We start from the raw sequence: 26,416 nt of genomic DNA, 5'->3' as shown, positions 1-26,416 counted from the left end.
TTCATTCAATAAGGATATGAATAAATGAATTACACCAACAATAAACGAATTTTGACCCACTCCGCTTTATTGCTTGCCATGCTTGGCACTTTGGCAGGCTGTGGAAGTGATAATGATGACACAACAGTTCCCTCAACCACAAAACCACCGCAGTTATCTCCTGCTGTGGGCGTAAAAATGACAGGAAGCTGTACGGACTTACTTGGATTTCAATACAACAATACGGTCATTAGCTCAGCCACTCTTCAAGAGGCAGGCACCTTGACTGTCGCCAACAAACCGATTGGCGCTCATTGTTTAATCAAAGGCTATATGGATCAACGTGTAAGCCCTGTAGATGGACAAACCTATCAAATTGGTTTTGAAATGCGCTTACCTGTTGATTGGAACGGCCGTTTTCTCTATCAAGGCAATGGTGGAACCGATGGTAATTTAGTACCTGCAACGGGTCAGGTTGGTAGCGGTGGTCCACTCACTAATGCCCTACATGATGGTTTTGCTGTTATTTCTTCGGATGCAGGACATAATGCTTCACAAAATCCAATGTTTGGTTTAGACCCTCAAGCCAGAATTAACTACGGCTATGGTGCAATTACCAAACTCACGCCTATGGCAAAAAATCTAATTAAAACAGCGTATGGTAAATTGCCAGACCGCTCCTATGCAGGCGGCACTTCAAATGGCGGACGCCACGCCATGATTGCGGCAACCCGTTTAGGCGACCAATATGATGGAATTCTAGCAAGCACACCTGGTTTTCATTTACCTCGTGCAGCCGCAGCTCAACTTTACACAGCACAGCAGCTTCGTCGTGTCGCAACCGATGAAAATGACTTAAGTACCGCTCTTACCCTTTCAGAGCGCAAAGTATTAGCAAAAGCGATTTTAGATCGATGCGATGCTCTAGACGGTGTTGCAGATGGGCTGGTTCAAGATGTTGAGGCTTGCCGTACTGCATTTGATATTCACAAAGATGTACCTGTTTGCTCAAGCACAAGAGATAGCACATGCTTAAGCACTGAACAAATTGATGTATTAGCCAACATTTACCGCGGTCCTGTAAATTCTGCCGGACAAGCACTGTATGCAACCCAACCTTTCGATCCGGGTTTAGTCGGCAGTAACTGGGCAAGCTGGAAATTCGAATCTTCGGTTGGAACAGCGCGTGACCCTGTTGCAGTCGGTATTCTTTTTCAGGTTCCACCAGACCCAACTGTAGTTCAAAACTCTAGACAGTTTGCCTTTAACTATAATTTTGATACTGATTATCTAAAACTATCGGCGACCAATGATGTATACACCGAAAGTTCGATGTCATTCATGATGCCACCCGATGAACTTAATTTAGATAAACTCCGTAATCACGGTGGAAAAATGATTGTGGTACAAGGTACAGCAGACGGCGTTTTCTCTGTAGATGACACCCAAAATTGGTACGATCAACTGCTACAACACTATAAAAATGATGCAAAAGGTACAGCACCTGAATTTGCACGCTTCTTTAGAGTTCCGGGCATGAACCATACCCGTGATGGTATTGCAACCGACCAATTTGACGCATTGACTGCCTTAGTCAACTGGGTGGAATATGGGCAAGCACCTGACAAAATCATTGCGACTGCACGCGGCGCAGGTAATCCAAGTGGTCAAGTGAATACTGAACTTCCGCAAGACTGGGCACCAGACCGTACCCGTCCACTTTGCCCTTACCCACTGATTGCTCGTTACAATGGTCAGGGTGATAGCGAAAAAGCTGAAAACTTTAGCTGTAAATAACACCCTATAAGATAAAAAGAGAGCTTACATAGGCTCTCTTTTTTATTTTGCTAAGTATCACTATTGAATCATTATCAAATGATATTTCATCCAATACCTGCATCGCTGCTAAGATAACACCGAAAACCAAAAACTCATTTCGATATGCAAAATCAGACTGCTTCAACCAAACCCTCAACTCAACTTGGAAAAGCACTGCTTTGTCTCATGACATCAGCATTATTATTTTCCATTATGGGGGTATGCATTCGTTTTGCTTCAGAAACGGTAGACAATGCCACCGTCGTATTTTTTAGAAATGCAGTGGGTTTATTTATTTTTATTCCTATGCTCTTTAAGCAAGGGCTGGACTTTATTAAAACCGATAAACTCTGGATGCACACTTGGCGAAGCTTAGTGGGTCTTGCTGCAATGTATGGTTTTTTCTATGCAATTGCGAACTTAAAACTATCAAATGCGATGGTTTTTAGCTACTCATCCCCAATCTTTATTCCACTCATTGCATGGCTTTTCTTAAAAGAAAAAATTACTAAATCGATGATTTTTGCCGCCGTTATTGGGTTAATTGGGGTTTTATTTGTTGCTAAACCAGATCAAGGTCTACTCAATGTATTGTCCTTTATTGGTTTAGGCGCATGTTTTTTATCAGCGATGGCTTTTGTAACTGTAAGAGCTTTAACCAGTACAGAACCGCCTGAACGTATTGTTTTTTATTTCTGTATTTTTGGTAGCTTAATTTCATCCATTCCAATGTTCTGGCATTGGCGTATTTTCACTTGGCATGAACTCGCATTGCTGATTGCCGCAGGACTTTTAGCAAACATTAGTCAGCTTTTTATGTCTTATGCTTATAGCTTAGCCCCAGCAGGACAAATTGGCCCAATGAACTACATTGCCATTATTTTTGCAGGAATTTGGGGATTTGTTTTTTGGCATGAATTACCGGATCTGTTTACTCTGATCGGCATATTTATTATTTTATTTGCTATTTTGCTCTGTAATCCATTTTTGCAAAAAAAGTTATTAGCACGATTTAAGTAAAATAAATTTATTATGATTTACAACTAACATAGTTTATAATTATTTATTAATAAAAATCATATTAAATCAAAATCTCCAAAATAGAACAAGCAATATATAATATTATTTAAATCCACAAATTCAAAAAACTGATTATATTTATTAATTTTTTGATTAGCTAAAAAGACTACTAACTTCACTTCAAGAAAATCGAATTAAATTTAATAGTCATTTAAAATAAATGACTATTAAATCAAATCTAAAACAATTTATCTTTTACAATAAGAATATAAATTATTCATCTAAAGTACTCTCATCAAACCAAACATGCTCACCCTCTCCCCCCAATATAAATCTATATCCGTAAGGTAATGCCATATAAATTGCTAAATCAGGTCTTTTTTCCAATATATGTGAAAAGTGAATATTCTTAAGAGTTTCTATATCGCCATCATATTTATCAGCCGTTAACCACCAACCACTCATATGTTTAGGTGACCTATATCTAACACCTTCTATAGGTACTTCTCCTTCTAAAACACCATCAGATACTACAACCAACTGGTCTAACTCTACAGGAAAAAATTTTTCTTCATAATGATCACAACATTCTTTCTGAACTTTCAAAATATCTTTCATCGATTCTTAAACTCCAAAAACATACGCCTTTGTTCCTGTGTAACTTGTCCCGCTTGTTTCCCACTACAATCTTTGCAATGTGGATGCAATTTAACCACTTTCTGAGAAATTTAATCCATTTGGTGGTTAATGATCAGGAATAAAATGATCACTTTTCGTCTTAAATTCATTAATACTACATGAAGGATATCCTTCATCTTTACAAATCGTATTAAGTTTTTATACCCTTGCGAAGTGCAACTAGTGTAGGAGTTATTAATAGAGTGCTTGGAAATATTTTTGGTAAAAGTGGGCTTGATGACCAATAAAAAAATTTCAGGATTATCGCTGTCTAAAATTTAAAGATCATTTTAAGGGAAAGAACTAATTTTTATCTAAATTGAGTTCATTTTTAGTTTATTTTAAAGTGAGGAAGTAAACAATTTTAGTATCTTTCCTTAACTACATTTCTCTTCATCTCCTCTCCAAGAACTTAGAGAATTTTTATAAACATTTAAAATTGTGAATACTATAGAAAATAGTATTCACAATTTCATTTACTTAATCCAAATTAAAGTATTTCCAAACCTGATTAGCATCATCACGTTCGGCACCTGTATTCTTTTCAAGATTAACCAATACTTCTAAGGAATTATCTCTATCTAAAAGGTGGCCGACTCCAACATAGTGACATTCATCATCAACATCATCATTCCCACATAAGAACTGCCAATCTCCATCTTCATCACGAACTACCAGTAAAACAGATTTTTCTTTATGAAATATATGGGGGCAGCAGTAGACTCCAAAATCTCTTTGAAACTGTTTATTCATATTTAAATTATTCCGTTGGACTTATTATTAACTTTCTCACTTTGCATTAAATTTATAAAAATCATTTATACCTATACCAAAAAAAAATAATTACAATCAAAGAATATTTAATTCAAAAATTAATTCCTATTTTTATTCATTAAAATAATTACAATATATAAAAATAGTCTCACATCATAAATTTCCAATCCTGATATCTTTCAACCTTCTCAAATTTTTCCAAAGAAGGTAAAAATCCTATTTTTTTAATTGTTTTTTGTAGAGAAGAACTATATATACCAATAATTTGATTTTCACTATTTTTAATAAGTAAAAAATCTTTCGATGTCATTGGATCTTTTTCTAATTTTCTTAAATAACGCTTTACCTCTAAATATCTAGGATCTCTTAATAGGTCTTCTAATTTTTCAGGATAGGTTTTTACCCCCCCTGGTGAATTCTGATAATATTGATAAATTGCTTTTCTATACATTACTCCAATTTTTAAAAGCTCTTCTTCTTTTTCACGCTGTTTTAAAGTTGCATAGTTTATTGACCATTGCCCAATTCCTAAAGAAAGAAATAAAAGTGATAGTAACATCCATATATAAATCGCTCCCTGCTGAGAAGATCTAGTGTTTATATTATAAAGGTTATTCTTTACCATTGTGAGTAAACTCGATTATCACTACCTATCTGTTGGCTCGTAGACTTAATATCATATATACCTCCTATTTGTTTTTCTTTTACAATATCCCATTCATGTTTTTCAGCAATTGGATCTAATGGAATTGCTCTTAAATAGTGTTTTTCAACAAGTTGACTAAGTTGATCTGGATATTCGCCTTGATCAGAATAATACTGATCTATACTTTTTCGAATAACTGACAAATTTTGTCTTAAAGCTATTTCTTTACCTTCTTCAATTTTATTTAAATACCGTGGAGTAACAATTGACAGCAGTAGAGCAATGACAGATAAAACTACCAACAACTCAACAATGGTAAATCCTCTTTTTGTTTTATTTAAATAATTACCACTCATGATACGCTATCCCATTCGTGCCTATTTTCTTAGAAGTAGAGTAAATATCATAAACATCTTCCCCTTCTTTGGGATCATTATCCTCACTTAAAAATGAACGCTTTCCCCATGTTTGTTCAGGTAATATATTTTTTTGTGTCGAAAATGGATCAGCAGGGATTTTCCTAATAAATCGTTGATGTTTTATTTTCCCCCTTTCCTCTGGAATTCCTTCAAGTATTTTTAAATTTGGTGGATAACCACTCGCAGTTTGGAATTGTTTCGGTATTTCATTTTTATCACTTGCTTCTTTATAAGCATCTATAGCATCGCGAATTTCAACTAATGCTCGTTTTAACTCTCGTTCTTTAGACTGCCTAGAAGCAATGTCAGAAACAGGTATAACAACAGAGGCTAGTAAAGCCAATAAAACTAAAGAAACTAATACCTCAACAAAGGTAAAGCCATTCTGTTGTTTATTCATTGATTTAGCTCAAACTCTTTAACAACTTTATCCGACAAAGCTTGCTCACCTTTACCATCATTTAAATTTATTTTGCCATTCTCTATTACTATATTTTCTTTTTGATTCGCTTGTTTTGCAGGAACCTTAAACGTCAAAAGAGCAATAGGACCCTGATGTTGAGGGGTGGCTCCAAATGTTAACTTCGTTCCACTACTATTTTTCTCCTGATCAATACGTGTAGTCGGCGCAATATTAACTATTTTTACCAATTCCCAAGATTCTGGATGTCGGACATCAAGACTTAAAGATTGAAAAGCAGGGGTATTTTGTATGAGGGCTAAAGTAAATTCTTGCCCTGGTATAACATTTGAAGGTCCACTTAACTGAAAGTCTGCTTTTTTATCAAATGTTATTGGCTGACTCGCTTGAGGGGCAAGAGTAGATAAATTGTTTTCTATTACTTTATTCGTATTTTGCGACTCAATTACTTGTTCTGGCATAGCTTGTGCCTGAGGCAAATAAATAGAGTGATCTGTAAGTCTTAAAGGCCTAGTAGTGACTTGACTACCTGTACCAGAAATAAATTCTTGAATATGAGGAGCTGGTAATGAATAAGGGCGTACAATTCTTGGAGTAATTAGTAAAACTATTTCACTCTTATTTTTACTGTCAGTTGTATTGGAAAATAATCTACCTAAAAGTGGTAATTTTCCAAATCCTGGCAAATGTGTAGCAGAAGTTTTTATATCATCTCTGATCAACCCTGCAAGCATTTGAGTCTCACCATCATGTAACTGTAAAGTAGTTGCTGCGTTTCTCGTACCAATCTGATATACAAGACCATTTTTTGTAGCAATTTCTTTTGCAATGTTACTAACTTCTAATTTAATAGCAATTTGCACCTGCCTATCTTTATTTACTTCAGGTTTGACCTCAACTTTTAAACCTACATCTAGATAGTTAACAGATTCCGAAACAAATCCAGAGTTTTGCCCAACAGTTGTTGTTACAACAGGAACTTTATCTCCAATTAAAAAACTAGCTTCTTCTTTACTTTTAACTCGTATACGAGGGTTGGCGAGTAAATTAGTTTTAGTACTTGTCTGTTTAAAATTAAGAGTCGCCAAAGTATCCGCAGTCACTAAACTGAGACTGTCAGATGTCATATTTTTTAACTGATTAAGCGTATATTTTCCAACCTCTCCTATTGGATTCAATGCACTCACTTTTACTTGATCAGGGAACGTAATGCCTAAACCAAGTAAAGTATCTCGGTTTACTTCCAAGACCTCAATATCCAACACAACCTCAGACATAGGCAAATCATATGCTTCCAATACTTTTTCAATACTTTCAACAACTTGCTTTGTATCTCGTACAACTAACATTTTTAAACTATTGTCGAAAAACATAGCTTTAGGTTCATATAATTTACTAACCATCTCTTGGGCTCGCTGAGCATCAGCATTCCCTAAATAAAATGATCTAGTAATTAATTCTTCATATATTTTTTTCTTTTCGGGCGTATCCTGATAAATTAAAAAAGTATTTGCATTTAACATCTTATAACCTAAGTTAGAAGTTCTAACTATCATGTCTAATGCTTCTTGTACGGTAGTCTCTTTTGCATAGATTGTAGTAGTTTGCTCTAAGCGAGTATCTTTATCTAAAATAAAATTAATACCAGAATGTTGAGAAAGTAGCTCCATCACCGCTTGAACTGGTGCATTACGAAATTCTAATGAAACTCGCTGTTCCAACCTTTCACTTGCTAATGGGGGATTCAATATTTTGCGATTTATTTCTCTCTCAATATCGAATTTCAAATTTACAGCTTGCTGTAAATCAGGAGCTGTCTTTATAACTTCCTTTAGAATTGTTAATGCAGCCTCGAAATTTCCTTTTTCATAACTCGATTTTGCCAAGTCAAATAAAGGCTTTACCTGATCGATTTGTTTCAGTTTTTCGATACCCTCTTGAGCAACAATATTATGCGGATCAATCTCTAATATCTGTTGGTACTGCAATAGGGCCATTTCCAAGTTTCCTTGCGATCTAGCCTTTTCCGCCTGCGAAATCCGATAGTTGACCATCTGTTGCTGTTCAAAAACGTAATCTATTCGATGACTGGCAGGCTTTTTATCAGCTTCCTTTTTTAATTTATCTAACTTTTTTAATTCTTTCTCATGTTGAGATAAGTGTGCTATAGAGCAACCTCCAAGCATAAAAATGCTCAAAGCAACCATTGTTAGTTTAGTTTGTGGTAAGTTCATTAAAGAAAAATTCATCATGATTTGTTTATATGTAAAATTTGATGGGTAGGTATATGTAATAAACGGATTTCGTATTTATCAACGCCTATAATTTGCCAAATTTGATCATAAATACGCTTTGGTTGCATTACTACATTGGAGTCATCAATTGATAAAAAAACCTGTAACCCACTATTATCTACTACTTGCCCTAAATATTTAACTTGAGGCAAGCTCACTGTAGCCATTGGTGGTTGTTCATTTACTAAAGGAATAATTTGTTGAGGCAAAACTGGTTTATTAACTATTTTCTTTTTTACAACTGGGATAGGCTTTTTACTAACTTGAATAGTTTTTTCTATTTGAGGAGGAGTTACTGGTAAATCCCAATAATCTAAATTTGGACTTTCTGATTGAAGGGAATACCAGTTCATAGAATCTGACTTTTCCTCATTTTTATAATTTGTAATCGATTTTTCAAACTCGAATGAATCTGTAGGGGGTAGTGTAAGTGACCATACTCCTAATACCACAGCACAACTAACTAAAATACTAATACGGCGATATTTAACTGGAAGACACTGATGCAAATCAATCATATATCACCATCAGCAATAACAATCGTTAGAGTAGCTTCATTTGTTGTTTCATCTCTCTGAAGATCAAGAGAATTAATAATTAAATTATCTCTATATTTTTCAGTAAGTGTTGATATAAATTCTCGTACATGTAACCAACTCCCCTTAACTGAGAATTGATATTGATTTTTACCCGAATTTTTCTCACTTAAAAGAAAAAATTCATTTAATTTTAAACTATGTTGTTGAGTAACAGCCAGTACTCCAGAATAATTTATTTTTTCAATATTTTTTAATTTAATAGGCGATTTTTTAGCAAGATTTTCAGGTGCAATCAATTGTGCAATTTGATAATTTTCTTGTTTAAGATATTTGATTTTATGAGAATACGTCGGAATTATCCAAAACCAACATCCCACAGTCCAAAGTAAGACAGCATAAATGATTAATTGATAATATGTTAATTTTGAAATGTACTTATTAACATACCATTTCAAGGTATCGAAACTTATAAATTTCACTTTTGCTTCAACTCAAAAAGAACTTTTTGATCATTATCAGCCTGCACTTGACTAATTTGTAATTTCATATCAAGACTCGAAGCATTTTTTACGATTTCTTCAACTTCTATTGGATTATTTGCTAATCCCTCTATTTGTAAAGGCATTATTTGAGTTAACTTGATTCGATTAAAAGCCACTCCATCTGGGCGTGACTGCATAATTTTATCCAACGTGCTAATATCAATTAAATTTACTTGAGGCTTGTTTTCAATAGCTTCCGGTATCTCTGTCTGATCATCATATTTTTGCTTTAACTGGTTAAATATAGAAAATTGATGCTTATATTCAACCATTAAATACCCTAAAAAAATAACTGTTACAAAAGCAATTCCCACTAGAATAGCAAGTAAAATCTTTATATATCTATTTGCTAAGCTATATTTTTTTGGAACTATATAAACCTTAACCATAATTTTTAAACCTCATAAAGTTTAAAAACTGATTATTTATTATTTCATTGGAAAGTTGTATTGACAGAGGTAGTTTAAAATTTAAAATATTTGAATTTATCTCACTATAGTCATTTTCTAAAAAATTAAATATATGATCATAGCTCAACACATCTTTTAAATGACTAGGAAAAGCATTAATTTCATGAATGATCCCATACTCATATATCACCGAATATACAAAGCTATCTTCAACAATCATTAATGATGACTGATTTAATTGAGACTCATAATAATTCCAAATAGCCAATATAGATGGCATTAAGCTCTTAATTTTTAACAGTGGTTGTATTTTTATAATTTTTTCATAAACTGTCTTTTGGAAAGCAACCACAACACAAGGCTGATTAAATTTTAAACTATCATTTAATATGATAAAATTATTCGGATCAAAATTTATATCAACTTGTTGAAATTTTTGGTGAATCAAAAAATCTAAAACATCTTGTTCGGGCCAATGTTTTAATGCAGGTATTGTTGCAAACCTGCAATGAACACTATCGACCACAACATCAATCGATGTAAATTTCTTTTTTGGGTCCTTATTTAATTCAGTTACTTGTTGCTCTAAATCATTTAAAGAACAGTCCCCCATTTCATATCCTGTGACTGTACCTGAAAACCAATAACAATTTTCATCCTTTACAGTTAAATAAAGTTTTTTATCTTTCAACAAAGGTAACACGATTAATTTCCTGTAAAGTTGATTGCCCTTGGGCAACGACTGTAAGGGCTTGTTGCCTTAAAAACTTCATCCCTTGGTCTGCCAATTTTTTTCTAATTAGGCTCATCGGTGCGCTTTGAATAATAAGCTCACGTAACTCATCATCCATGATTAGTACTTCAGCAATGGCCTGGCGTCCCTTATATCCTGTTCCTTGACACTGATTGCAACCAACACCTTGATAAAAATTATATTCTTTTAATTCTATTGGAGAAATTCCAGAATATTGAGCTACATCTTCGTTAATTTGCACGGGTTGTTTACAATGCGGACAATTCAATCGAATGAGTCGTTGAGCAATAATGCCATTCAGGCTGCTTACAAATCCAAATAAATCTATTTGCATATGTCGAAAACGACCAATCACATCTAAAGCATGATTAGCATGTACTGAGGTATAAACTAAATGCCCTGTAAGTGCAGCTTGCACAGCTATACCTGCTGTTTCATGATCACGAATTTCGCCTACTAAAATTTTATCTGGATCATGGCGTAAAATTGAGCGAAGACCTCTAGCAAAAGTCAGACCCTTTTTTTCATTTACAGGTATTTGTAAAGTTCCTTTTATTTGATACTCAACAGGGTCTTCAATTGTAATAATTTTTTGCTGTCCATCATGTTGTTCATGTAACAACGCATATAATGTCGTTGTTTTACCCGCCCCTGTCGGACCAGTAACTAACATCATACCGTACGGTTGTTTAGCCAATTGGCGAATGTCAATCATAGTTTGACTATCAAAGCCCAATAACTCCAGAGTTAAAGGAACATCATCTTGGGTTAACGCCTGTTTATCTAAAATCCTGAGAACAGCATCTTCTCCATGTAAGCCTGGCATAATTGAAATACGTAAATCAATTTCATATCCATCTAAATGGACTGTCAAACGTCCATCTTGAGGAATTCGTCGTTCTGCAATATCGAGCTCTGCTAAAACTTTTAATCTAGAGATTACTTGTTCTGCCGGCACATTCATCAATAGATTTATATTTTCAACTAATACGCCATCAATACGATTTTTAATAATTAAACCATCTACCGTATTTTCGAAATGAATATCACTAGCACCATATTGATAGGCATCGGATAAGATTGTATTCACTAACCGAACGACTTGACTTTCATTTATAGTGTTTGTCTGTAGCAAAGCTACGTCTTGCTCTATATTTTGTTGCTCGCTACTTAGGTCGTTAGTATATTTATTTAAAATAACTAAAAATTTTGTTAAAAATTCATTTTCAATTTGAGCGATATTAAATGGTTCTTTAATAATATAACCTAACCAATTTAAATCTTTTAACTCAACCTCTTTTGCAAAAAGTACCCACAATTGATTATCTAATTTAACACTTAAGCACTGTCTCTTAGCAGCCAAATCAGGTGAAATATTTTGAGTAACTTTTATGTTTTTTAATTCTTTTTCACCGAACCATTGCTTTACTAAACTCATGATTGCAATCCACTCGCCATTTCAAAAATTGGCATATAAAGTAAAACAACAATCATCCCAATAAATAACCCAATCACCAACATTAAAATAGGTTCAAGTAATCGAGAAAAACGCTCTATAAATTGACTCAAATCTAAATCATGGAAATCTGCCGATTGCCTTAACATTGCCGAAATTTCACCATTTTGATCTCCAGCTGCTAATAGCCGCGCAGAAACTGATGTGCTAAGTCCAGTTTTATAAAGAGAGTCGCTTAAACTATTACCCTGTAAAATTAAATCTTTTGCTTTATAAAGCTGTTGCTGTTGAGCTGGTGTTAAAATTGAAGCTAACATATCAAATGATTGTATTACTGATGCCCCAGCATCAAGCAATAAAGCAAGTCCTCTAAAAAAACGAGATAAAAAAACAATTTCTAACCGTCTTCCCAGAGGGCGGAAAGCGGACAAAAATTGCATTAATGTGTTTTCAATTCCGTTTATAAGAATTTTACGAACTAAGTAAATCAAGCTAAGAATCATAATAACAATAACAATCGTTCGATATTCACCTAACCACACCCCCAACTCAAGCATAAGTTTAGAAGCAAGCGGTAAATCCATATCAACGCCTTCATAAATAGCTCCAAATCGTGGAACTAAATACATAAGTAAAAATAAACTTACAGTAACTGCCATACCAACAAGTAATAGTGGATACATGGATGCATTATAAATTTTTGATTTAAGTGATGAAATCTGTTCATCATATCGTATATAACTATTCAAAGCTTGAATAAGCGTACCATTTCGCTCACTTGCTGCAACAGTCGCAACCAATAAAGGAGGAAAAACATTTTCACCACAATTCTGCATTGCTTGGGATAAGGGCATGCCTTGATGCAAGGCATGTTTTATACGGTATACAGGAGAATTTTTATCGGCCTCAGCGTGATGACTAAGTAAAACATCTAGCCCCTCTATAATAGATAGTCCAGATTGTAAAAGTGTTTTTAGCTCATGAACAAAGATAACCACATTAAAACTAGAAGTTTTTCTAAATTTAAATTGGGTTCTTTGTTCACTTAGTTCAATAATAAAAAAATTTTCATGCAATAAATACTGGCGAACAGCATCTAGACTTTCGCCTTCAATTTTTTTCTCTAACTGCTGCCCATTTGTATTTATAATACGTGCTTTAAAGATTGGCATGGTCTTACCAATTTCCAATATCTACATTATCACCAGTTCCACCTTTAGCTTTATCTTTTCCAAAAGAATACACATCATATTCAGTAGGGTTATTTTGCCCTGGTGACTGATATTGATATGCCATCCCCCAAGGATCAATTGGAATTTTTTTAATATAGGGACCATTCCAGCGAGATGCACCTGCGGGCGCAACCACTAAAGCATTTAGTCCATTTCCATTATCAGGAAATGAACCATTATCAATACGATATTGATCGATTGCTTTAGTCAATGCATCAATTTGAGATTTAGCGGTAGTCTTTTCAGACTTTTCTAAATTTTTAAATAGATTCGGACCGATAATACCTGCTAATAAACCAATAATAACTAAAACAATCATTAACTCTAAAAGAGTAAAGCCTTGGTTTTTGCTAACCCTATTACCTAATTTCATTTCCAGAACACCACATAATACAGCATTTCTTTTTGCATAAAATAAACCTACTATTATTTAAAAAGATTAATAAAATAAAATGAGAGCAAAATAATAAGCCCACCCCAAAAGGAACGCCTTAAATGTTTAGGTCCCACAATCGCTCCTAATAATAGAACAATAGGCGTGACGAAAATTCCTATGATTTGAATTTGGCTTAGTTTATCAAACATGCAATATATACCTATTACTATCTATATAATACTTCACTCTATCATTTCTCCTCCATGAGTGATTAAGATTTGAATAAGTTCATCTTGTTTACTGTCAATCACTGGAATCAAGTATAATTTTTTATTATTAGTAACACCTATACAATTAAAATACTCTTTCTTAAACCCATTCCAGTGTCCAATCCGATAGTGATTAGCAATTATATTAAAGTGATCAAACTTAATATTTTTTAATCCCAAAATTTTAAAAACCACAAAACCATCTTCAACGTGAAATTTAAAAACAGTATAACGATAATATTTAAAAAAATTTTTCAACAAATAAATTAATCCAACCAATCCAACAACAACAGGGTACAAATAATACAGTGAAATACTTATGCCAAATAACTCTGCAAGCCATTTATCCGAATCAAAAATATCAGGCATAAATATAATAATACTGAATAGCATAAATATAATACCAAAGCACTCACCTAATATTAATTTAACACAAGCAGAGTCAATGAAATAATCATATCTATTTAAACTTGATGAGTTCACTATTTTTTCCCACCTTCATTTTTTTCAATAATTTTGTCAATTATAGTAGTTGTTCCAGTAGAAGCAGGATAAGTTAATAAATTCTGAATCCACGGGCTTGCTCCTGCTTGACCCAATCCATAACCAATAGGTGCAAAAGCACCAGATACAAAAGCAGATGATATATTCGCTTTTCCTTCAGCAGTCTTTTGTGTATGGTAGGCTGCAAGTGAAGCATATGCCCACATCAAACCTGGGTTTTTAGTAGTAGCTACTAATGCTCCATTTGCAGCTCCCCCTCCGGTATAAATAGCCAGTTTGTAATAATCAACATTAGAGTTTGTATTTAAGTACGCAAGACCACCAGCCCCTCCACCATATAACGCACTACCTGCAACGCTCCAAGCAGCTAATTCTGGAGCAAACGCTGCAAAAGCAGCACTCGCAGGGGCTCCGAATGCCCAACCCATGATGTAGTCTTGACCTTGTCTACTACTTGGTTGACTTACACTTTTAATTAATTGTTGAGTTTCTTCCGGACTAAAATTATTTTTCCTTGAATAATCAATCATAGATTGTATTGCTATTCCAGTTTCTGGATTAATTAAAGTAGTCAAACTATTTTGAATAAGGCTCAACTCACCAAAAAGGTACCCAGCATCAACCCTAGTCCTAGGATTAGTAATACTAAAATAACCAGATTGATACCCGAAGTTATTGAATAGTAAACTTTTATCCTTATAAGAGAAACCAATTGTATAATTATTATTAGCTCCCCCCACCCCTACAAAAGGCTGAACTGTAGTGCGACCATCATTTTGACTACCAATTCCCTGATTGTTTGGCCCATAAGTTACACCCACTGTAACCCCACAGTCCCCCTGACTGCTTGAGCAACTCCCTAACCAATCATCAGTTACTGTAATCACTGCATCTTTAAGAAAGCCTGTAAAACTCTTCCATTTTTTAGAAAGCCAGCTATAACCACTCGGGTCTAGCAACGTTCCCGGATTGTTATGTACATAGCTATAACGGTTATAACCCTGTAAATTATCCGCACCGTCAATAGTCGGGTCCGCACTGGTAAATCGTGCTACCTGCGGGTCATATACACGCCCGTTCATATGCACCAGACCAATACTGTCCAGCATCTCATGCGAGGTAAAACCATGGCTATCCTTGGTTCCCTTCAGCACAGTGGTCGCCACTGTTCCATCCGCATTGCGGCGCTTGCCCCACGGGTCATAGCTCAAACGTTCAACTACCGCCCCCGTAGCATCAGTAATCACCTCAATTGAGGTCAAATGATCACTGTGGAAATAACGGTAAGGTCCTGTTTTACTCACCGCAGCCTTAGCACTGTTCGGGGCAACACCTGCCTGAGCAGTTAAGCCCAGATCTCCGGTCGGTGGCGTTCCCTTATCCTTACTGACATAGCTACCCAGTACATCTCCACCTGCATATAAATAGTGGGTGTATTCAGCTGTTCCATCCGGTAAATAGCTCTTCTCGAATGTCCCACCCGTATCAATCCTTGGGTTGATATATAACGTTGTTGTAGTTTTCCCGTTCTCTACACTGGTACGTCTTACTCGCTCATGGTTCGCATCATACATAAAGCTTTCTGTCGTCGTCCCCTGCTTAATCTGCAAAGGCATATTAAAGCTTGTCCAGCTATAACTGCGGTTGTTACCACTTAACAGGTTTCCATTCGCATCGTAACTAAAAGCCGTGTTCAGACCACCGGTCGTTGAACTGATCGTACACACCTTGTGTACACCACAACTCGTCCCGCCTGTTGCATAATTATATGTTCCCGTATCACTCTTGGCAGTCAGGTTGCCTATCGCATCATAACTCGCTGTGACTTTGCCACCGCCCTGGTTTACAACACTGGTCAGGCGGTTAATGTTGTCATAGCTAAATGTTTCATTAACAGAGATACCTGCCAAGTTCTGGTTTCGGTTAGTGAGGTTGCCTAGTGCATCAAAGCTATAGGTGTTTTGCTGGATCTTCGCATCACCGGTACTGATCGATTCGATAAACCCTGTATCTGCCTTATAGGCTCTTTTCGTCACCAAACCATTACCCAAGGTTTCTGCGGTAACATTACCTCTTGCATCGCGTACATCTGCTGACCAATACAGCTGCGTGCCCGCAAGGTTTCGGACTTCTTTTAAATAACCGTTGGTATCGTAAATATTTCGGTAGCCAAATCCTGTTGGGTAAGCAAATGCCAGCGGACGTCCGGCATTGTCATAGTTCCACTTGGTAATAAAGTCCGGATCTGTCGTACCTTGGGCAATTGGGTCAATCTTTTTACTGGTCGTGGTTTGGATTTGTCGTCCATAACTGTCATAGCTATAGCTTTCGCTAAAGCCATTTGTACTACTGACCTGAGCCAGTTGTCCCTTACCCTTGGTTGCACTATCCCACGTCCATGTCGAGGTCAGGTCCGGCTCGGTTCGTTTAATCAAGCGGCCTAAACTGTCATACTGGAAAGTCGTCTGTTGTCCTTTACCGTCCTGCTGCCATACCGGTTGTCCCAATACGTTATAACGGTACTTCCAGGTTCCCAGTTCCGGATCAACCTGTTGCAGTTTATTCCCATTCTTATCGAGTGTCAGGCTAATGCTGTTCCCTGACGCATCTGTCGTCTGGGTAATTCGCCCTAGCACATCTCGGCTGTATTTGAGGGATTTATTATCATGATCAACAATTTCAACCACTTCATTGGCGATATTGCTTTTCTCTGTACGCTTTAAGTTCTTGGCATTGGTCATTGTGGTTTGTAAGCCACTGCGCGTATAGATGGTGACCCGGCTACCCGGCTCTGTCAATTTACTCACGCGGCCAAGCGCATCATATTCATAGGTCGTCCATTGCAGGTTTGCATAGGCTACATTGCTCAGGCTTGGGCTACTGCTTCGATACAGACGGCCAGATGCAGTATATTCATTACGCACCACCGTATTATTGACATTGTCATAGGCTTTGGTCAGCGTCCGCTTAACGTTGCCATTAGCATCTTTATAGGTAATGACTGGTGCATTTAATGTTGAGGTCGAGGTGATCTTATAGTTTTCACCCTTTTCACATTCACTGCTGTTACTTCCCACCTCAACAAAGGTCTTACATAATTGATAGCTTATATCCGTCTGTACACCACTGGCCGATTTAGTCTGAATCACACGGCCAAGTGCATCAATTTTTTTGGTGCTTGCAACCCCGTTGATATCTGTGGAAGTCAGGAGTTGTCCTGTAACCGCATCATAGGTTGCGGTAGACTGCTGTGATAATGCATTGGTCTCTTTGGTCTTGAATACACCAGCCGGATAACCGGTTCCTGCCTCATAGGCAGAGCTGACCGTACGGGTTGCTCCCGTATCCGTTCCATTACCCGTACCACTTACACTGACTTTGGTGACATTGCCATAGGCATCATAGCTATAATCGGTCTGTAGTTTTAACGCTGCGTCATCCGGCTCATCAATCTTCTTAATGACTTGTCGTTTCGTATCATATTCATAACTGGTTTTTGTTTGAATCGCGGTTTGACCCGTACGTGAAGCCGTCATCACCCGGTCTTTGATCAGGCCTGGAATCCAGTTGGTCTTGTCAGCCGTGCCATAAGTGGGTTTGACTGTCGTGGTAAATACACTTGTACCATCTGCACTGCTTGTAGTTACCGTTGAATCGGTTAAATTACCAAATACATTTTCATAGTTATTGGCTGTGACTGTTTTGGAAACCAGTGTACCCAGTTCATAATTCTCAACTGTAGATTTCTTAATTCGTGGGAATTTAACCTTGGTCGTTGGATACGCACTGTCACTTACGAAATCTGCATCCGCAATGGTTAACTTAGACACCACGGCATCATTCGCTTTGGTCACTACAGATTTCGCCATCCCGGTAAATGGATAGTTCTGATTGAATATAGTTTCTTTGACCAACCTATCAGTTACATCACTCCCATTCGCATTTTTATTATAACTTTCTAATGTTTCTGTCGTCGTTTCAAATCCTAAGAATCGATTATCCTTTACATCTACTCGCGGAGAAGAATAAGTATAATTAGCCTTCGAACCTAAAATGTTATTTAAATAATTCTCTACAGATTGAGTGACTAAAATTGGTGCACTACTAGCACGTATTGGAAATGGTTTAGCTTCTTGACTTTCAGGAGCTTGTCTAAAGTTTAAGTAACTAAACAATTGCTTATGACCATCTCCACTTTCTATAGACTTAAGCATGTCCTGAAAATCCATTTTAGGATTTTGTAATTGGTGCCAAAGAAATATAGGTGAGAAGAAGGAGGAAAAATCTATTTGTATATCTTCATCAGATGCCTGAGAAATCAGCGAATATATGTATATTTCATTTCCAGAAAATGGACGAGCAATAAACTGTAAATTAATTTCCTCAAATCCATTATTATTAATATCTGATAAATTTGATGCTGACTGTATTTTATATTTATCAGTTGGAAGATCAAAAGGAAGTTTCGATACAGTAAAATTGAAGCTTTCTTGTTCAGAATAAGGCACCCACCATTTGGCTACATTTCTTTGGTAGATCTCAAATTTTCTATTTGGCCGTTGTAGGTATGAAATAATATCAGCTTTATATCTTACTTTGCCATCTCCAGCACTTCTATCAAAAGTATTTACATAACGATAAAAATCAATAAAACCATCATGATTAAAATCAGAAAAAGTAGGAACTGAAAACTGATCTTCCCAATTAGTATTTACTTCCCAAGCTCGCTCTGTATTAATTGTATAAACAGGTAGATCTATAGCAGGTTGAGGTTCAAAACTAAAACCAGTAGATAACAAAGGCACTAATCTTTCTTGAAATCTTGTATTAGAACCGTCCTGCGGGTCTAAACGGATAACTTTAGACATTACAATATCATCAAGACCATCCCTATTAAAATCAACTACACTAAAATTATAATCTTTATAAATTTGACCAGCTTCTCCTTTAATAGAAACTTCATTTGAAAAATCGCAATTAGATATATTTTGTGAATTTTGAATAACATCTTTGTAGACCGTAGCTTTACAAAAATTTAAACCACTAGCATTAATATAGTAAAAAATAATATCATTTGTTCTATCGCGAGTAAAATTCCCACTCAATATATGTTCAGCCAAAGAAATATTACGACTACCTGAACTAGTATTATTTAACGCGTATTTAATATTATCCCCGATAATAGTAGATTTAACTGAAACTAAATTTCCTAGACTATCTAGCTTAATACCATTAAAACGTATATCACTCTTATCTCCTGATAAAAGCACTAAGTCTTCAATGCCATCTCTATCTCCATCAATAGTTGAAATATTTACCAATGGAGCAGGACTATTAAAAATATTTTTAAGTTCTTTATAAAAACTAAACTGACGCTTTTTCTCAGAATCAAAAATACTTGTAAATAGTAATAGAGAAACTTGCTGATTAGCGTCTCTACCATAAATAACCAAATCTTGAATACCATCACTATTTACATCCAATGTAATAGGTGACCATTCTTGAAAATTACTTAATGATGGATGAGATAATATATCATCTAAAATAGGATCGGTAATGGAAGAAGGATAAGAGTAAAGTTTAAGATTATTGTCTATTTTTGCCACATAGACATTCTGTTTAATTAATGAATCCTTCTTAACATTTAGTTGAATTGTGTTCAATTTAGTCGAACTATTAATATTTGGTATTTTAACTAAACTGGTTCTATAAGGAGTAGTCATGACACTCTTACCATAAGAGGTCCACTCAATTTTTGTTGGTGATGAGCAAGAATGATTTCCACCTTCAAAAATACAATAATCAATATTTTTTAGACGAGTTTTATTTGCTATTTTATCATTAATTTCTTCATATTGAAAACGATACTCACTTTTTATCAATCCATTATTTTTAATAATAATTTTTGAAATTTTTTTATCTAAAACAATATTAGAGGCTGTATCAGAATATCCAATCTTTATCTCATCTGGATTTCTTGATATATATTCAAAATAAATTATATTTTGAGGAGAAATAGGATTTCCGCTATCATTTCCAGTATAGGTAATAGTTTTAGGGTATAATATGCCTTTATTAAGATCTTGATATTCTACAGACCAATAATTACCATTTAGATCCCTTACCGAACTTAACCCCCATTCATTAGTATAAGCTTTATAACCAACAGTATATTCACCTGGTTTAGTTGTATCTTTACTATTTGTTTTTAATGCTGCAGCATACTCTTTTATTAAACCATCTTTTTGCTTTACAAAAAACTTTTTTACTCCCTTATAGTTACCAGCACTATCTTTATCTATCTCTAGAGTAATTTTAGTAAAATTATCATTTTCTAAACGAAATTCAGCTTTTTCTATAGGCTCTGAACTATTGATTAGAATTAATTTTTTCCCATCTAAAGCAAAACATGAATAATTAATGTTAGGAGGAATATTAGTTCCCAACAAATTAAAACCTTTTTCTAAAAAATCAGCCCCAGGAGGGGTAGAAATATTATTTCCATTTAATTCATTACAGCGACTTATACTAGATAAACCACCAATTGTCCATCCTACCCCTAGTACTCCATCACCAGATTGCCCACTATAAGAGATTGCTAACTGCGGTATAAAACTATTAAGGGAGGGAGGGATATTAATCGGAATTGAATGTTCTACAACTCCATTTGAATCAACATTTGTGCCGCCTTCCAAGCTCCCTACTAGGTCTACTTCTGCTGCATGAGAATGATGAATTGCTAGAAAAATTGATATAAAAAGTATTTTGTATTTCATTATGTAAAACTAAGTATCATTTATATAAGTAAATGATACTTAGTTTTAAAAAAAACCACAATAGATAACAAAACTTATACTTTATTTTTTTATTAAAAAATTAATAAACAGATTTTAATCTATAAAATTTATCTAAAAAAATATGACACCTCAAAATTTCCAATATACTTACTTCTCTTTACAATCAATGGTTACAAATACTTCTCCATATTCTGGATCTTTGAATACTCTGGCCTTACCACTCGTCTTCATATCCTCATATTCTATTTTTGCATTCCAAGAATCAACTATTTTCCCAGCAAGTAATAAAGCCTGCTCTTCAGTGATTTCTTCATGAAAGTTTGTAATTTCGATTAAATTCATCCAAAATTGGACTTTTCCTATCTCATATTTTTCTCGCAAATCTTTAAATTTATTCTCATCAAACTCATTTGATAAAAAAATATGTCCCTCGATAATGAGAAAATTAGGGCAAACTAAATTTACAGTTTTAAGAAGCAAGTCTAAAGGTAATGTCTTAATTTTAAAAATTGCATAAATATATTCAACCTCACTAAAAAAATCTGGTTGATTAACATTTTTAAAACTTTCAAAACTTAAACCCCTATCTTTTTCATACATACAATTCAACTTATCAACACTTAGAAAACAATTAAATTATTTCAAATATTTAAATTGTAAAACCAATTTCTCACGATACTCATTCGGTGAAATACCTGTCCAGTGTCGATAGGCTTTTCTAAAATTAGATGTATCTGAAAAACCAATTCTCTCGGCAATTTCATCTATAGATAAGGTCGTTTCTCGCAAATATTCATCCGCAAGACGGCGCCGAGTTTCATCTAACAATTCTTGATAATTTAAATTAAAACCTGCCAAGCGCCGATGTAAGGTACGCTTTGACATATGCAATCGTTCAGCCATTTCTTGAGCCGATGGGAAAAGTCCTGTTCCATCTAACAAAATCAAACGAATCGTTTTCACCAACTCAGGCTCTTCAAGTTCAGCTGTACCTAACATCCGCTCACAAAAAGACTTACACATATCCGCGGTAATCGGGTTGGCATTTGGACAAGGTACATCAAGCCACTTTAAATCAAAGTGCCATTGCATTACGCCAGCATCAAACTGAACAGGACAATGAAACACTTTTTCATATTCTTCTGCGTAATCAGGTGCTGGATAAGGCAATAAAAGTTTCTTGGCTTGAAATGGTCCTTCAAGCACACGTTCAATTAAGGTTTGCATGGAGCTAAACCAAAATTCGCACACCAAAGGCAAAAGCTTACCTAGTGCAATAATATCTTGCCCTTCAAAAACAGCAGCATCATCTCGAATATAAAAAGACTTCTTTAAAATAGGCCCAGCGAGCTTAATGTGTCGAATGCCAAGTTCTACTGCTTGCCTAAAATTACGCGAAGAATAGAGTGCATAACCATATACCCCAAAATCTGACAGCCGCTGCTTTTGTCCAGCACGCAATCCAATTAACGGATCATGAGATAAACGTTGAATATTTTGAAATAACTGGATTTTTTGAAGTTGAGAAATATATAAAGAGGGTTGATTCATCGCATCTGGTGAAATATTTGTACCAGATAGAACATCTGACATTGAATGGCCTTGCAAGCCCATTTCATTAAATAAACTGGTCAACCCCAGCAAATATGTATTCGAACCAAAAGATGTATTATCATAATTTCCTTCGATAACAAGATTTGTATTTTTATAAATATTATTAGCCATTTAACTCACACCATCCCTAGAGTGACGTGCATAATGGCACTAAACTACCTCTTGTTGTCTCAATTTAACATCGACCATACGACGCTTCAAGCATAAAGTATGATAAGCAAAATATGGGAAGGAATAAAAATGGAAAGCTCCACTTTAAAAGAATATAGCGGCTCTGCCACTGAACATATGGAACTTATTTTTTCCAAACAACGTGCTAATTTTGAGGCAGATCCATATCCAAGTCTTGAGGCACGTCGAACAAAACTGCATCAACTCAAAAAACAAATTATTCGTTATCAAGATGCTTTAGCTACTGCGATTAATGCTGACTTTAGTTCAAGATCACTGGATGAATCTAAACTATTAGATTTACTTGGCTCTGTGTTAGAGGCTGATCATGCAATTCATCACTTACGCCGCTGGATGCGCCCAAGTAAACGCCGTACCGAGCTTTTATTTTTATCAAATCGTTTAAGTGTGCAATACCAACCTAAAGGCGTGGTTGGTGTAATTGTTCCTTGGAACTTCCCCGTTTATTTAGCACTTGGTCCGCTCATTGCCGCATTAGCTGCGGGCAACCGAGTCATGATTAAATTGTCTGAAATTACACCGAATACCAATGCAATGCTAAGACGTATGCTCGCCGAAGTCTTTAATGAAGATGAAGTCGCAGTCTTTGGTGAAGAAATTACAGACCCAGCAAGATTTACCTCTTTGCCGTTTAACCATATTGTCTTTACTGGCTCTCCAGCTATTGGCAAAGTCGTAATGAAAGCAGCAGCTGAAAACCTAACTCCTGTTACACTTGAGTTAGGCGGTAAATCACCAGCAATTGTGAGCCGTAACTACCCAATTGCCGATGCCGCAAAACGTATTACACATGGTAAAGCAACAAACAGTGGGCAAATCTGTGTAGCGCCTGACTACGCGTTGGTTCCCAAAGAAAGTATTGATGAATTTGTTGAAGCTGCAAAATCAAGCTTTATAAAAATGTTTGGTCAAAACATCACAAACAATGATAACTACACATCCATTGTAAATGACCGTCATTTAAAACGTATTCAAGATATTTTGACCGATGCACAAGAAAAAGGTGCGCGGATTATTCCTTGCGACACTTACAGCTTTGACCAACAAGGCCGCAGAATGCCTGTACAGATTGTGCTTAACTGCACTCCAGACATGCGCATTATGAAAGAAGAACTCTTTGGCCCTGTTCTACCTGTAGTGGCTTATGATTCTTTAGATGATGCAATTACCTATGTGAAATCAGACGAACGACCTTTAGCGCTTTATTGCTTTACACATAGCTCAGTAGAACGTGATCGTATTTTACGTGAAACTCATTCGGGTGGTGTGACCATCAATGATTGGGGTTGGCATGTAGTCAACCATGATGCTCCTTTCGGTGGTATCGGAAACTCAGGCATGGGGTCATATCATGGTGAAGAAGGCTTCCGTGAACTTTCTCATGCTAAAACTGTATTTATTCGTCATCGATTTTTCCCGACACAGCTTTTCCACCCTCCTTATGGAACATTTCTGCAAAAGTTAGCGATTCGCTTTTTCTTGAAAAAAGGCGATCCTAATATTAAATAAGGATGATAAAAAAGCCTCGTAATGAGGCTTTTAATTAATCGAACGTAATAGAAAAATTATGAAATTTACAGATTTTTATATAAGTATCTTCAAATAATTTTTCCATTTTAGGATTTCCATCATGATAGTCATCCCAAAATGCTCCACTAAATTCTTTAGGTTCAATAGTAGTAGTTCTAGTATCTTCCTGTTTATAAAATGAAATTTCCCAACCTTCAGGTATACTAGGATTAATTATTTCAAATTTAGAAATTTCTACAATAACAGGGGTACCATCTGAATCACGGCGAACAGATACCTTTGTTTCATTTCGATATTCATTAAATTGCACCCCAAAACAGATGTATCTTTTTCCAATAGTAAAATCGTACAAATCACTATCATTACACTTAAGTATCATGGGATTACGACTCCTTTTTCTTTGTAACCTTTAGTTTTAAAATCAATTTAATTCATTTTAATATTTATGACTATTTTTAAAATCCTGAAAAAATTTCGGACCTTACCAAAATTTTCTGGTAAGTTTTCTACTAAATGTTGTAACCATAAACAAATTATCTTAATCAAAAATTATAAATTATTATTTTCAAAATAAAAAAGCTAGGCACTCACCTAGCTTTAATATAAAAGGAACTATACTCGACTTAAATATAATCAACCTTTTGAGCTTTTAAAATATCAAGCTGCAACATTTTTTTCTTTTTATATTTATAGGCAATAAACAAACCAATAAACCATATTGGCGAAAACTCTAAAGCAATCAGCGTATCATGATCTAAAGCTAAAATTACAATAGTGAAGACTAAAAATAGCATCGTCATCCATGCCATAAATAAACCACCCGGCATTTTATATTTTGACTGAATATGTAACTCAGGACTTTTCTTACGATAATAAATATATGAAAGCACAATCAACATAAATGTGAAAATACATAAAATTGAAGTGAGCGCTGAAATAATCGTAAATGCCGTCATAACGTTGGGAACAATAAATAAAATTGATGTTCCAAGCGTCACACAAGCCATTGAAAAGACGAGTCCTCTAATTGGAACTTTTCTTTTAGAGAGCTTACTAAAGCTTTTAGGTGCATCATTATCTAAAGCTAAACCATATAACATACGGCTGGTCGCAAATATTCCACTGTTTGCCGAAGATAGTGCCGAAGTCGCTACAACAAAGTTGATTAAACCTGCCGCAATTGGTAACCCAACCAATGTAAACATTTCCACAAACGGACTTTTATCTGGCGATACCTTAGCCCAAGAAGTGACCGCAATAATACAAACCAATGCTCCCACGTAGAATAATAAAATACGTAAGGGAATAGAGTTAATTGCTTTTGGAAGTGAGGTATGCGGGTCTTTGGTTTCAGCAGCAGTTGTACCAACCAGCTCAATCCCCACAAATGCAAAGATGGCAATTTGGAAACCTGCCAAGAAACCTGTTACACCATATGGGAACATAGACTCTGTTTCAAACAAATGGCTAACCGATGCTTTAACACCATTCGGAGAAGTAAATCCGGTACTAATTAAATAGATTCCTGCAAGAATGAACAAAATAATTGCTGAAATTTTAATGAGTGAGAACCAAAATTCCAGTTCACCAAATAGCCGAACGGCTACAAAATTGAGTATGGTTAAGACTGCCAATGAAGTAAATGCAGGAATCCAAACCGGTAAATCGGGATACCAAAACTGCATGTACCCTCCGATCACAATCACATCTGCAATCGCAGTAATAATCCAGTTACACCAGTAGGACCAACCAAGGAAAAACCCTGCCCACGGACCGAGATAAGCCGTAGCAAAATCTGCGAATGTTTTAAAATTAGTATTCGCCAGCAGCAGCTCACCCATTGCCCGCATTACGAAGAAAAAGAAGAAACCAATAATTAAATAGGTTAATACAATTGAAGTTCCTGAAATGCTTAATGTTTTACCGGAACCCATAAATAATCCAGTACCAATTGCACCGCCAATCGCAATCATCTGAATATGACGATTGGTTAATGAGCGTTGCAATTTCTCCTCTTCTTGTTCAGTCATATGTTGACTACCAAGAAGATCTCCTTCCAGGAATTGCTTTCCGTTATTCTTACTCATGTAATATTTACTCCAATTTATAGCAACCGTCGTAAATGCTTTAATAATATATAAATTATATGATT

22 protein-coding genes are annotated in these 26,416 nt (G+C 35.4%); 3 read left to right on the top strand and 19 right to left on the bottom strand.

Features of this window, described 5'->3' with window-relative positions; genetic code table 11:
• Positions 1-24 precede the first annotated feature (24 nt).
• Both FY048_RS11630 and FY048_RS11625 read left to right on the top strand, forming a co-directional pair.
• Positions 25-1,776, top strand: coding sequence for a tannase/feruloyl esterase family alpha/beta hydrolase (locus FY048_RS11630; RefSeq protein WP_446091232.1), 1,752 nt, complete (start codon positions 25-27; stop codon positions 1,774-1,776).
• A 144-nt stretch (positions 1,777-1,920) separates the two neighbouring features.
• Positions 1,921-2,817, top strand: coding sequence for a DMT family transporter (locus FY048_RS11625; RefSeq protein ID WP_446091231.1), 897 nt, complete (start codon positions 1,921-1,923; stop codon positions 2,815-2,817).
• A gap of 273 nt (positions 2,818-3,090) precedes the next feature.
• Here the strand turns inward: FY048_RS11625 and FY048_RS11620 are convergent, their stop codons facing one another.
• The 17 genes from FY048_RS11620 to FY048_RS11540 form a co-directional block, all read right to left on the bottom strand.
• Positions 3,091-3,435: an immunity protein Imm33 domain-containing protein gene (locus FY048_RS11620; RefSeq protein ID WP_446091230.1), complete on the bottom strand. Its 345-nt coding sequence runs from the start codon at positions 3,433-3,435 to the stop codon at positions 3,091-3,093.
• A 540-nt stretch (positions 3,436-3,975) separates the two neighbouring features.
• Complete coding sequence (locus FY048_RS11615; RefSeq protein WP_446091229.1) at positions 3,976-4,248, bottom strand: hypothetical protein; 273 nt, start codon at positions 4,246-4,248, stop codon at positions 3,976-3,978.
• Positions 4,249-4,417: 169 nt separating this feature from the next.
• The gene (locus FY048_RS11610) at positions 4,418-4,894 is read right to left on the bottom strand and encodes a type II secretion system protein (protein ID WP_446091228.1); all 477 of its coding nucleotides are present in this window, start codon (positions 4,892-4,894) and stop codon (positions 4,418-4,420) included.
• Complete coding sequence (locus FY048_RS11605) at positions 4,888-5,271, bottom strand: type II secretion system protein (RefSeq protein WP_446091227.1); 384 nt, start codon at positions 5,269-5,271, stop codon at positions 4,888-4,890. The genes FY048_RS11610 and FY048_RS11605 overlap by 7 nt, the downstream gene beginning before the upstream one ends.
• Positions 5,261-5,734, bottom strand: coding sequence for a prepilin-type N-terminal cleavage/methylation domain-containing protein (locus FY048_RS11600; protein ID WP_446091226.1), 474 nt, complete (start codon positions 5,732-5,734; stop codon positions 5,261-5,263). Before FY048_RS11600 ends, FY048_RS11605 begins: the two co-directional genes overlap by 11 nt.
• Positions 5,731-7,989: a secretin and TonB N-terminal domain-containing protein gene (locus FY048_RS11595; protein ID WP_446091225.1), complete on the bottom strand. Its 2,259-nt coding sequence runs from the start codon at positions 7,987-7,989 to the stop codon at positions 5,731-5,733. Before FY048_RS11595 ends, FY048_RS11600 begins: the two co-directional genes overlap by 4 nt.
• A 14-nt stretch (positions 7,990-8,003) precedes the next feature.
• On the bottom strand, positions 8,004-8,567 hold the full coding sequence (locus FY048_RS11590; protein ID WP_446091224.1) for a hypothetical protein: 564 nt from the start codon (positions 8,565-8,567) through the stop codon (positions 8,004-8,006).
• A complete protein-coding gene (locus tag FY048_RS11585) occupies positions 8,564-9,067 on the bottom strand; it encodes a hypothetical protein (RefSeq protein ID WP_446091223.1) in 504 nt (167 codons plus the stop codon). The genes FY048_RS11590 and FY048_RS11585 overlap by 4 nt, the downstream gene beginning before the upstream one ends.
• Entirely contained in the window at positions 9,064-9,519 is a 456-nt protein-coding gene (locus tag FY048_RS11580; protein ID WP_446091222.1) for a hypothetical protein, read from the bottom strand. The genes FY048_RS11585 and FY048_RS11580 overlap by 4 nt, the downstream gene beginning before the upstream one ends.
• On the bottom strand, positions 9,512-10,243 hold the full coding sequence (locus FY048_RS11575; protein ID WP_446091221.1) for a hypothetical protein: 732 nt from the start codon (positions 10,241-10,243) through the stop codon (positions 9,512-9,514). Before FY048_RS11575 ends, FY048_RS11580 begins: the two co-directional genes overlap by 8 nt.
• Positions 10,221-11,732, bottom strand: a complete 1,512-nt coding sequence (locus tag FY048_RS11570; protein ID WP_446091220.1) for a GspE/PulE family protein — start codon at positions 11,730-11,732, stop codon at positions 10,221-10,223. The genes FY048_RS11575 and FY048_RS11570 overlap by 23 nt, the downstream gene beginning before the upstream one ends.
• Positions 11,729-12,922, bottom strand: a complete 1,194-nt coding sequence (locus FY048_RS11565) for a type II secretion system F family protein (RefSeq protein WP_446091219.1) — start codon at positions 12,920-12,922, stop codon at positions 11,729-11,731. Before FY048_RS11565 ends, FY048_RS11570 begins: the two co-directional genes overlap by 4 nt.
• Before the next feature lie 4 nt (positions 12,923-12,926).
• Complete coding sequence (gene gspG / locus FY048_RS11560) at positions 12,927-13,355, bottom strand: type II secretion system major pseudopilin GspG (protein WP_446091218.1); 429 nt, start codon at positions 13,353-13,355, stop codon at positions 12,927-12,929.
• A gap of 245 nt (positions 13,356-13,600) precedes the next feature.
• Complete coding sequence (locus FY048_RS11555; RefSeq protein ID WP_446091217.1) at positions 13,601-14,110, bottom strand: hypothetical protein; 510 nt, start codon at positions 14,108-14,110, stop codon at positions 13,601-13,603.
• Positions 14,110-20,907, bottom strand: coding sequence for an RHS repeat-associated core domain-containing protein (locus FY048_RS11550; protein WP_446091216.1), 6,798 nt, complete (start codon positions 20,905-20,907; stop codon positions 14,110-14,112). Before FY048_RS11550 ends, FY048_RS11555 begins: the two co-directional genes overlap by 1 nt.
• Before the next feature lie 168 nt (positions 20,908-21,075).
• Positions 21,076-21,528 carry a hypothetical protein gene (locus FY048_RS11545; protein WP_017388810.1) on the bottom strand — a complete coding sequence of 151 codons (453 nt, stop codon included), beginning with the start codon at positions 21,526-21,528 and terminating at the stop codon, positions 21,076-21,078.
• A 36-nt stretch (positions 21,529-21,564) separates the two neighbouring features.
• Entirely contained in the window at positions 21,565-22,653 is a 1,089-nt protein-coding gene (locus FY048_RS11540; RefSeq protein WP_446091215.1) for an AraC family transcriptional regulator, read from the bottom strand.
• Positions 22,654-22,782: 129 nt separating this feature from the next.
• Here FY048_RS11540 and FY048_RS11535 point away from each other — a divergent pair, with 129 nt between their 5' ends.
• Complete coding sequence (locus FY048_RS11535) at positions 22,783-24,243, top strand: coniferyl aldehyde dehydrogenase (RefSeq protein ID WP_446091214.1); 1,461 nt, start codon at positions 22,783-22,785, stop codon at positions 24,241-24,243.
• A gap of 34 nt (positions 24,244-24,277) precedes the next feature.
• On the opposite strand, the gene FY048_RS11530 is transcribed toward FY048_RS11535, so the two are convergent.
• Positions 24,278-24,643: a hypothetical protein gene (locus FY048_RS11530; RefSeq protein ID WP_446091213.1), complete on the bottom strand. Its 366-nt coding sequence runs from the start codon at positions 24,641-24,643 to the stop codon at positions 24,278-24,280.
• A 244-nt stretch (positions 24,644-24,887) separates the two neighbouring features.
• The gene (locus FY048_RS11525; RefSeq protein WP_446091212.1) at positions 24,888-26,351 is read right to left on the bottom strand and encodes an amino acid permease; all 1,464 of its coding nucleotides are present in this window, start codon (positions 26,349-26,351) and stop codon (positions 24,888-24,890) included.
• Positions 26,352-26,416: the final 65 nt, after the last annotated feature.

Source organism: Acinetobacter sp. 1124_18A (assembly GCF_052824995.1).
This window is presented reverse-complemented; position numbering and strand designations above follow the sequence as displayed.